This is a genomic window from uncultured Dialister sp., assembly GCF_937959425.1.
In the GTDB taxonomy this organism is placed as follows: domain Bacteria; phylum Bacillota; class Negativicutes; order Veillonellales; family Dialisteraceae; genus Dialister.
The window spans coordinates 1-8206 of the sequence record NZ_CALGPS010000132.1; the positions used below are offsets into that span (position 1 = coordinate 1).

General features: G+C 53.1%; 9 protein-coding genes. 5 read left to right on the top strand and 4 right to left on the bottom strand.

What is annotated here, in order from left to right; translation table 11 throughout:
- Positions 1–400: 400 nt before the first annotated feature.
- Entirely contained in the window at positions 401–1294 is an 894-nt protein-coding gene (locus Q0482_RS05815; RefSeq protein WP_299144551.1) for a LysR family transcriptional regulator, read from the bottom strand.
- A 204-nt stretch (positions 1295–1498) separates the two neighbouring features.
- On the opposite strand from Q0482_RS05815, the gene Q0482_RS05820 reads away from it, so the two are divergent.
- The 4 genes from Q0482_RS05820 (at position 1499) to Q0482_RS05835 (ending at position 3831) form a co-directional block, all read left to right on the top strand.
- Complete coding sequence (locus Q0482_RS05820) at positions 1499–2437, top strand: AEC family transporter (RefSeq protein WP_299144555.1); 939 nt, start codon at positions 1499–1501, stop codon at positions 2435–2437.
- Between the two features lie 59 nt (positions 2438–2496).
- Complete coding sequence (locus tag Q0482_RS05825; RefSeq protein WP_299144558.1) at positions 2497–3063, top strand: flavin reductase family protein; 567 nt, start codon at positions 2497–2499, stop codon at positions 3061–3063.
- Between the two features lie 282 nt (positions 3064–3345).
- A complete protein-coding gene (locus tag Q0482_RS05830; protein WP_299144560.1) occupies positions 3346–3552 on the top strand; it encodes a DUF2922 domain-containing protein in 207 nt (68 codons plus the stop codon).
- Positions 3553–3606: 54 nt separating this feature from the next.
- On the top strand, positions 3607–3831 hold the full coding sequence (locus tag Q0482_RS05835) for a DUF1659 domain-containing protein (RefSeq protein WP_299144563.1): 225 nt from the start codon (positions 3607–3609) through the stop codon (positions 3829–3831).
- 161 nt (positions 3832–3992) lie between these two features.
- On the opposite strand, the gene Q0482_RS05840 is transcribed toward Q0482_RS05835, so the two are convergent.
- Both Q0482_RS05840 and Q0482_RS10020 read right to left on the bottom strand, forming a co-directional pair.
- Entirely contained in the window at positions 3993–4874 is an 882-nt protein-coding gene (locus Q0482_RS05840; protein WP_299144565.1) for a 3-hydroxyacyl-CoA dehydrogenase NAD-binding domain-containing protein, read from the bottom strand.
- 372 nt (positions 4875–5246) lie between these two features.
- Complete coding sequence (locus tag Q0482_RS10020) at positions 5247–5333, bottom strand: putative holin-like toxin (protein WP_365950724.1); 87 nt, start codon at positions 5331–5333, stop codon at positions 5247–5249.
- 514 nt (positions 5334–5847) lie between these two features.
- Here Q0482_RS10020 and Q0482_RS05845 point away from each other — a divergent pair.
- Complete coding sequence (locus Q0482_RS05845) at positions 5848–6483, top strand: NAD(P)H-binding protein (RefSeq protein ID WP_299144567.1); 636 nt, start codon at positions 5848–5850, stop codon at positions 6481–6483.
- A 948-nt stretch (positions 6484–7431) separates the two neighbouring features.
- On the opposite strand, the gene Q0482_RS05850 is transcribed toward Q0482_RS05845, so the two are convergent.
- Positions 7432–7953, bottom strand: a complete 522-nt coding sequence (locus Q0482_RS05850; RefSeq protein WP_299144569.1) for a hypothetical protein — start codon at positions 7951–7953, stop codon at positions 7432–7434.
- Positions 7954–8206: the final 253 nt, after the last annotated feature.

An 8206-nucleotide genomic window follows, 5' to 3' on the forward strand; every position in this document is an offset into this window, starting at 1 on the left:
GGACCGGGATCGGGAATGGGGGTTGGGGGTTGGAGACTGGGCGCTGCATCGTCATTTCGACTGCAGCCTCGGGGCGTGGGGAATCTCCCCGCTATCCTTTGGCTGTCGCCCCATGAGAGTTTTCCGGCGGTATTCCCGGACGCAAGAGAGACATCAGATGTCAGACGCCAGACGTCAGACGTCAGACTTCCCGCCTGCCGCCTTTGGCGCCATGATAAAACGCATCGCCCGGCAGGGCGATACCACCACCCGCGGGCCCTGCGGCCCCCCCTTTGCTGCTAACGCCCCACCTTTGCCACGGTGTGAAGCGTGTCACTGGATTTTCGGGTCACTGTGTTCCCCTACAAATCCAGTTCCCTTGCCACCCTGCACAGCGGGGGCAGCAGGATAGGGGAACCCCTCACGCCTCCGGCGTGTCCAGTTCCTTCTCCAGACAGGCAAGGAACCGTTCCATGCCCTTGGAGAGGTGATGGTCCTTCAGGCAGAAGAAGGTAATGGACTGACGGGAAGAGGGGCTGTCCAGAGGGGTGAGGACCATATCCTCTTCCCCCTTTTCCCAGGGAGCCCGGGTGATGACAGCAGCCGCAAGGCCTGCCTCTGCCATGGCAAGGGCGGAGGAGCGGGCGTCTACGGAAAAGAGGATGGGCGCCCGAAGTCCCTTTTCACCAAAGAACTGTTTCACCGCCTCTTCGGTGCTCCGGCTCACGGCCAGGGGCACGGAAGACAAATCCTCCGGCCTGAGGCTTTCCCTGTCCGGAAGGAAATGGGAGTCCCTTCGGGCAGCGGCCATGAGGCTGCAGGTTTCTTCATGGAGCACCCGGAAGAGGGAGGGATCCGGAAGGGGCGCATTGGTAATGCCCATTTCCGAAATGCCCCGGCGCACTTCCTCCGCCAGAGGCACCTGGTAGGATTCCCGGAGCCGGAAGGTCATGTCCCTGTACTTTTCGTGGAAGGGGCGGATGCCCTTTTCAATGACCATGGGCATGAGGGAGGGAGAAATGGACAGGTGGAGAGTGCCGGAAAGGCCTTCGGAAAGGGCGGCAATTTCCGAACGGGCCATGCCGTCTGCCTCGCAGATCTGCCGGGCCTGGCGGTAGAGAATCCACCCCGCCTCTGTGAGCTCCAGGGCATGGCGGCCTTTCCTGGGCTTCACCAGCGCCGCGCCGTACTCCTTTTCCAGTACCTGCAGCTGCCTTGTCAGCGCCGGCTGGGCCACATGGATTTCCCGGGAGGCCCTGTTCATGCCGCCGGCTTCCACCATGGCAATGAAATTTCTGTAAAATTCAAGATTCATAGTGCATCCCCCTATGTAAGAAAGGAATATAGCTAATAAAATAGAGGAATAAGTGAAATCATAAACCTATATTATTATTATAGGACGAGTGGGGATATACTGTAAAGGATAGAATATAGATGGTAGAAGAAAGACGATAGATGATAGGTGAGTGCAGAACTTTTATCCATATGGACATGAAAATGTTACTGAAAGGAATCAACCATGGACGCCATTTTACAGGGATTATCAGGCATATTTGAAGTGGTCCTCATTGCAGGACTTGGATTTTATCTGGCCAAAACCGGCTGGCTCTGGGAAACGGCGGGGAAGGACCTCACCCGCCTGACCATGACCGTGGCCCTGCCGCCCCTTATGATTTACTCTTTGAAATCCAATTTCACCCATGACCAGCTCATCGAAACGGCGCCGGATCTGCTCCTTCCCTTTGCCTCCATCTTTGCAGCCTACCTGGCTGGGCGCCTCCTGGCCGCCATCCTTCACATTTCACCCAGGCGGCGGGGGGTCTTCACCTGCACCTGCTGCATTGCCAACGCCATTTTCATCGGCCTTCCGGTGAACGTGGCCCTCTTCGGCGAAAAGAGCGTACCCTCCGCCATGCTGTACTACATCGCCAATACCGCCATGTTCTGGGGCCTGGGAGCCTACCTCATCGTGAAGGACGCAGGAAGCGGAAGGACATTTACCTTCGGCGAAATGATGAAGAAACTCCGCACGCCGCCGCTCATGGGATTCGTGGCCGGCGTGGTGCTGGTGCTTCTGGACATTCCCCTTCCCTCCTTTGCCTTGACCGCCTGCCGGTATGTGGGAAATATGGCCACCCCCATGGCCCTTATGGTGGTGGGCATCCAGATGAGTGAAATCCCCCTTTCCTCCATCCACTGGGACCGGGACCTGGCCGGCGCCATGGCAGGCCGTTTCATCCTCTCCCCCCTCTGCCTCTGGCTCCTCCTTCCCTTCATTCCCGTCAGCCCCATGAGCGCCCGCGTATTTCTTCTGCAGGCCGGCATGCCGGCCATGACAAACATGACCATCCTGGCCGCCTCCGTAGGCGCCGACGCCAAATACTCCACCACCATCAACTGCATCTCCCTCCTTCTGGGCGTCTTCTTCATCCCCTTCTACATGTTTCTCTTCTCATAGACGGTAATGATACAATAAAAGAAAGAAATAAAATTTCATTTCCATAAGGAGGAATACATATGAAAAAAGGATTCAAACCGGCTTCCTGGATTTTTCCCCAGCCCGCCATCGTCATCGCCACTTATGACAAAGATGGACGCCCCAACGCCATGACCGCCGCCTGGGCCGGCATATATGACACAAATAAAATCGGCATTATGCTGGATCACCGGCACCGGACTATGGAAAATATCAAAGAAACCGGCGCCTTCACCGTCAGCATGTCCACCGTGGAAACCATGGCGGAGTCCGACTACTTCGGCACCGTTTCCGGAAACACCGTGGAGGACAAAATCGGCAAAGCCGGCTTCCACACCGCAAAGAGCGAATACGTGAATGCGCCGGTGATTGAAGAATATCCCCTCACCTTTGAATGCAAAGTGGAAAAGCTCATCCCTGAAGGAGAAGACTTCCACGTGGTAGGCAGCATCGTCCACATCCTGGCGGAAGAATCCATCCTCACCGATGGGAAACCGGACCCCGCCAAACTTCACCCCCTGGCCTTCGACGGCGTCAACGGCACCTACATGGAAGTGGTCCGTACCGTAGGGAAGGCATGGAAAGAAGGAAGAAAGTTTGTGAAATAGTGAAATAGTGGGCTGGTGGACTAGTGTACTAGCTCACTAGCCAACCAGCTCACTAAAAAAACAGGCATACTGCAAAAAGAACCGGGAAGGAATGACTGCTGTTCCTTCCCGGTTCTTTTTTTATATTTGAAATAAAAATCTAAAAATCATCACTTCCCATGAGACACTTTTTCTTTCCTGAAGACTATGTATCCAGAGCAGCGAAAGAAAGACGCCGGCCCGGGCGGCATCTCTCAAAGCTTCTCTCCCGATTCCATTTTTTGAAGAAAGGAAGTAGATTTCATGAAAACTCTGGCACTCGTATTCAAAACCAACAGCACCTCCACCCTCACCATCAACCTGTCCAGCCCCAGGGACAACCTCACCCTGGACGAAGTCAAACTGGCGGCAGCCAAGATGGTACCCGTTCTCATCACCAACGCAGGGGTGGATGTGACTGAACTGGAAAAGGCAGCCATCATCACCACCTCTGAAGAAGAGCTGGCCTAAGGGCGGTCATTTCATTAATTATTTCATGTAGTGTAAAAGAAAGGAAGTCATCCTATGGCAGCAAAGAAAAATGTATCCGACGTTAGACTCCAGATCCGCTTCAACAACGGCACCACCGCTTCCGGCAAGGTCTCCGTAAAGACCCTGTCCCTGGGGCAGATCAAGCTGGGCGCCACCGACCAGGAACTCCTGGACGCAGGCACCGCCCTGGCAGGTCTCTCCTCCCTTCCCCTGGAAGGCCTCCGGAGAGTCGAAACCGGCGATCTCGTCGATGGCTGATGGATAGCAGAAAAGGCCGCGGAAAAATCCGCGGCCTTTTTGCGTGGGAAGGGGCCAGTGAATAGCCGGACTTCCGCCCCTGAACGCCGGCGGCGTCCCTTTTTTCTGTCCGGAATGACCGGCAGAACACAGCTTACTGTCCCACTAGTTCACCAGCTCACTCACTTATACAGCGCCTCATAGAGGGCTTTCAATTTCCTGTCCCTTTCCCTGGTGGCTTTGGCTGCCTTATCACCGTCATACTTGTAGAAGCCTTCGCCCGTTTTCACGCCCAGGTGTCCTTCTTTCACCTTTTCCGCCAGAAGGGGCGGCACTTCGTGGCTGTCTTCCAGATCCGCCATGAGGTATTCGCTCACATGGGCAAATACGTCGAGACCGCCGAAGTCCACGGTTTCCAAGGGGCCCAGGCAGGCCCAGCGGAAGCCCAGACCGTACTTCATGACTGCGTCCACCCCTTCTTTGCTGATAATCCCTTTCTTCACCATGGAAAGGGCCTCCCGGATCACCGCCAGCTGGATGCGGTTGGCTGCAAAGCCGGGAGCATCCTTTTCCACAATGGCCGGTTTCTTCCCGATGGCAAGGGAGAGGTCATAAATGGTTTCTGCCGCTTCAGCCTTTGTATGGTCGTTCTTAATGATTTCAATGAGGGGGATGAGGGTGGGCGGATTGAACCAATGCATGCCCAGGAAGCGCTCCGGCCCCTTCACCGACTTCGCCAGGGCATTGATGGAAAGGCCGGAGGTATTGGTGGCAATGATGGTCTTTTCATCAGCCAGGGGAGAATAGGTCTTGTAGAATTCTGATTTCGCCGCCAGGTCTTCCACAATGTTTTCCACAATGAGATCCCGTCCTTTGAAGGCCGCAGGGTCTGTTGTATAGGAAATACGATTCACCATGTCCGGCGCGATTTTCGTCTTCGCCCGTTCCAGTGTCGGGGCCCGGTGATTCCAGAGAATCACTTCATAGCCCTTCCGCGCAAAAATTTCCGCCATGGAATACCCCATGGTGCCGGCACCGGCAATGGTAATCTTCTTGATTTCCATCTGTCTCATCCTCCTTTGAAAAAAGTATGAATGCTGATCCTGTCTATATTGTACCACTTTGGAGTGAAAAGATTCTTCAGCTGGACCGGCCGCGGAGCGGATGGTTCGGAGGTTCAGAGGGTTCAAAAGGTGACGGTAGCGGCTCCGCCGCAGTATGAAAAATTCAGCGCCATGCGGGTGCAATAAAAAATACTATGGATATATCGTATGTACACTTATCCTAAAAAAACGATACTATTGTATTTCACGTTTTCTATGGTATAATGGGCATAGAAAGAGACAGCTGGCATCCTTGGTCTGGAAAACGGCTCTCTCAGAATTTAATTAATTTGAAAGGAGCCTTCCAAGCCATTGGATGGCTTTTTTCAATTGCTACTTTTTAACAAGCGCAATAATGGCGACCACCAGAGCAGCAAAATTAATGATGACCATAAAGGCCTGATACAATTCTTGGCTCATAGTGAATCACCTCCTCTTACAGGAAGTAAGAGAAAGCCATGCCAGCTGTCTTAAGTAAATATTAACATGTTCTTTAGATATTTGGCAAATATTTTCCAAAACAGTGAGCCGCCTTCCCTTTGGGACGATCCCTTTCTTACAAGGGGCAGAATAAAACTGCTCTACCCTTACCGTCTGTGCCATGTGGCACAATGCCCAGCGTCCATAGTGCCCCCAGCGAAGCTGGGGTGGCAAAGGAACTGGATTTGTAGGGGAGCATAGCGACCCGAAAATCCAGTGACATGCTTCCCTTTGGGTAAAGGTGGTGCCGCAGGCACCAAAGGGGGCTTGCCGTTGCAAGGCGGCATTTATACTGGCGCCGCAGGCGCCTGCTACAACCCTCACGGCCGGAGGCCGTGTCAAACCTTTGAACCATTTGAACCCTCACGTCCGTCCATCGTCCCATTGCTTTCCCCCCTTCCTGCCTCTATAATGAAAGAAACATGTACAACCTTTTTAAAACGAAGGAGGACCTATGAAAGCTGTCGTAATCGGTGCCACCGGCGCCGTAGGGAAGGATCTGGTGAAGGCCCTTGCCTATGATGACCGGTATGAAAAGGTTACCACCTTTACCCGCCGTCCCCTGGGTTTCACCCATCCGAAAATCGAATCCTTTATCGTAGATTTTGACCGTCCCGATACCTGGCACCATCTGGTGAAGGGAGATGTCCTCTTCTCCGCCCTGGGCACGTCCCTGAAGCAGGCGGGGTCCAAGGAGGCCCAGTACCGCATAGACCATGACTACCAGCTTTCCTTTGCCCGGGCGGCCCGTGAAAACGGGGTGCCTGCCATGGTGCTTGTTTCTTCCCTGGGAGCCGACCCCTCTTCCCGCTTTTTCTACATGAAATTGAAGGGAATCATTGAAAAGGACGTAGAAGCCCTCCATTTCCCCGGCCTGACCATCCTCCGTCCCCCTTCCCTCGTCCGGAAGCACGCAAAAAGACCGGCGGAAACGGTTTCTGTGAAACTGTTCCAGCTGGCCAATACCCTGGGCCTCTTCAAAACCATGGCCCCTGTGCCTACGGATTCGGTGGCCAGAAAAATGGCAGCTGCCGGCTCCCGTCCCATGGAAGGAGTAAAGATCCTTTCCGCCCAGGAGACAAGGGGATAGGGACTGCCAAGCCCCCTGCAGGTGGGAAAGGTTCTTAAGTTGGACCGGCCGCCGGCTGGAGGGTTCGGAGGTTTGACAGCCTTCCGGGCTGAGGATTAAGGTTCAGCGCCCTTTGGACACAATAACAATGTGTGGATAATTTCTCACTTGCATGAAAGACCTGTACTGTTGTTTTTTACCTTTTCTATGATATAATGAGCATAGAAAGAGACAGCTGGCATCCCTGGCAGGAAAACGGCTCTCTCATATTGTTGATAATTTGAAAGGAGCCTTCCAAGCCATTGGATGGCTTTTTTCAATTGCTACTACTTTTTAGAAAGTGCAATAATGGCGACCACCAGGGCTGCGAAGAAGGAAGCACTCATTTATTCATTGTCTGCATTTCATTCTTGGATTTTTACGCAATACAAGGAATGGGATGACGCGAATAGCGAGCTATTTAAGGAATCCCATGACGCAGTATTGCGTAAAAATCCTTATGAAATCAGACTCTATGAATAAATGAGTGCTTCCACGATGATGACCATAAAGGCCTGATACAAATCTTGGCTCATAGTGAATCACCTCCTCTTACAGGAGTAAGAGAAAGCCATGCCCGCTGTCTTAAGTAAATATTAACATGTTCTTTAGATATTTGGCAAATATTTTCCAAAACAGTGAGCCGCCTTCCCTTTGGGACGGCCCCTTTCTTATGGGGAATACAGTCCAGTCCCGGGCAGACAGCGGTAAGCCGACAGCGGGCAGCCGAACTTTCGCCCCCTGAGCGCCAGCGAACACAACCCTTCTACACAACCCGCCGCGTCAGCGGCGCCCCTTTTTTCTCTTTCGGGAATACGGACCAGCCCCAACGGACAGCGGACAAACTGTCACACTGTCCCACTGTCACACTGTCACACTAATACACTAGCTCACCAGCCTACTAGTACACTGTCACACCAGCCCACCAGCTCACTTCTTCTTCGCCAGGGATGGATTCCTCGTTTCCGCAATCCACAGGGTGAAATCCTTCGGTGATACGTGGAGTACCCTTTCCGCCCAGGGCTTCCATTTTTCCGATTTCTTCCGGCTGTGGACAATGTCCTCGGTTTTCATGCCGGTGTGCTGCTCCAGAAGGAAGGCCAGGCGGATCCAGTGATTGGGGTAGCCTTCTTCCAAAAGGGAAAGGGCCCTCTTTGCGGCAATGCCGTAGAACCGTTCCAGCCGTTCTGCCCGGTGAAGGAGATAGGCCTTTTCATACACCGCCGCCGTAAGGCCCAGTTTTCTTTCAATGACGCCCCAGGGGTCGTCCTTCCGCATGGCCAGGATGTCCTCCATGGATTTGTCGGACAGGCGGGAAAGCAGGGCCGCCCTGTCCACGTCACCGAAGCGGAAGCCCCTGTCCAAAGCCGCCTGCACCCGGTCTTCCGGGATTTCATATTTGAAATGAATGCTCCGGACCTGGTCTTCCGGAGATAATGCTGCTCTTTTCATACAGTAATCCTTTCTATAATGGAAATATGTCATTATTTTTTCAGACTCTATTAATATACTATATTTTCGGCTTTTTCTTTATACCTGATAGGCATGGGAGTTTTCTGTCGGAATGTTACGCTTTGGTGTTTCTTACCCACAGGAAACTGTTCGCTAATAGTTTCCTATTGGGGTGACACACACTGGTGTTTCTTGCCCACAGGAAACGATTCGTGAAAGGTTTCCTATTGGAGTGACACGCTATGCTGTTTCT

Coding starts and splice junctions, on each gene's coding strand:
- Q0482_RS05815 (WP_299144551.1), bottom strand. CDS start 1,294: ATGAATCTTGAATTTTACAGAAATTTCATTGCCATGGTGGAAGCCGGC.
- Q0482_RS05820 (WP_299144555.1), top strand. CDS start 1,499: ATGGACGCCATTTTACAGGGATTATCAGGCATATTTGAAGTGGTCCTC.
- Q0482_RS05825 (WP_299144558.1), top strand. CDS start 2,497: ATGAAAAAAGGATTCAAACCGGCTTCCTGGATTTTTCCCCAGCCCGCC.
- Q0482_RS05830 (WP_299144560.1), top strand. CDS start 3,346: ATGAAAACTCTGGCACTCGTATTCAAAACCAACAGCACCTCCACCCTC.
- Q0482_RS05835 (WP_299144563.1), top strand. CDS start 3,607: ATGGCAGCAAAGAAAAATGTATCCGACGTTAGACTCCAGATCCGCTTC.
- Q0482_RS05840 (WP_299144565.1), bottom strand. CDS start 4,874: ATGGAAATCAAGAAGATTACCATTGCCGGTGCCGGCACCATGGGGTAT.
- Q0482_RS10020 (WP_365950724.1), bottom strand. CDS start 5,333: ATGAGCCAAGAATTGTATCAGGCCTTTATGGTCATCATTAATTTTGCT.
- Q0482_RS05845 (WP_299144567.1), top strand. CDS start 5,848: ATGAAAGCTGTCGTAATCGGTGCCACCGGCGCCGTAGGGAAGGATCTG.
- Q0482_RS05850 (WP_299144569.1), bottom strand. CDS start 7,953: ATGAAAAGAGCAGCATTATCTCCGGAAGACCAGGTCCGGAGCATTCAT.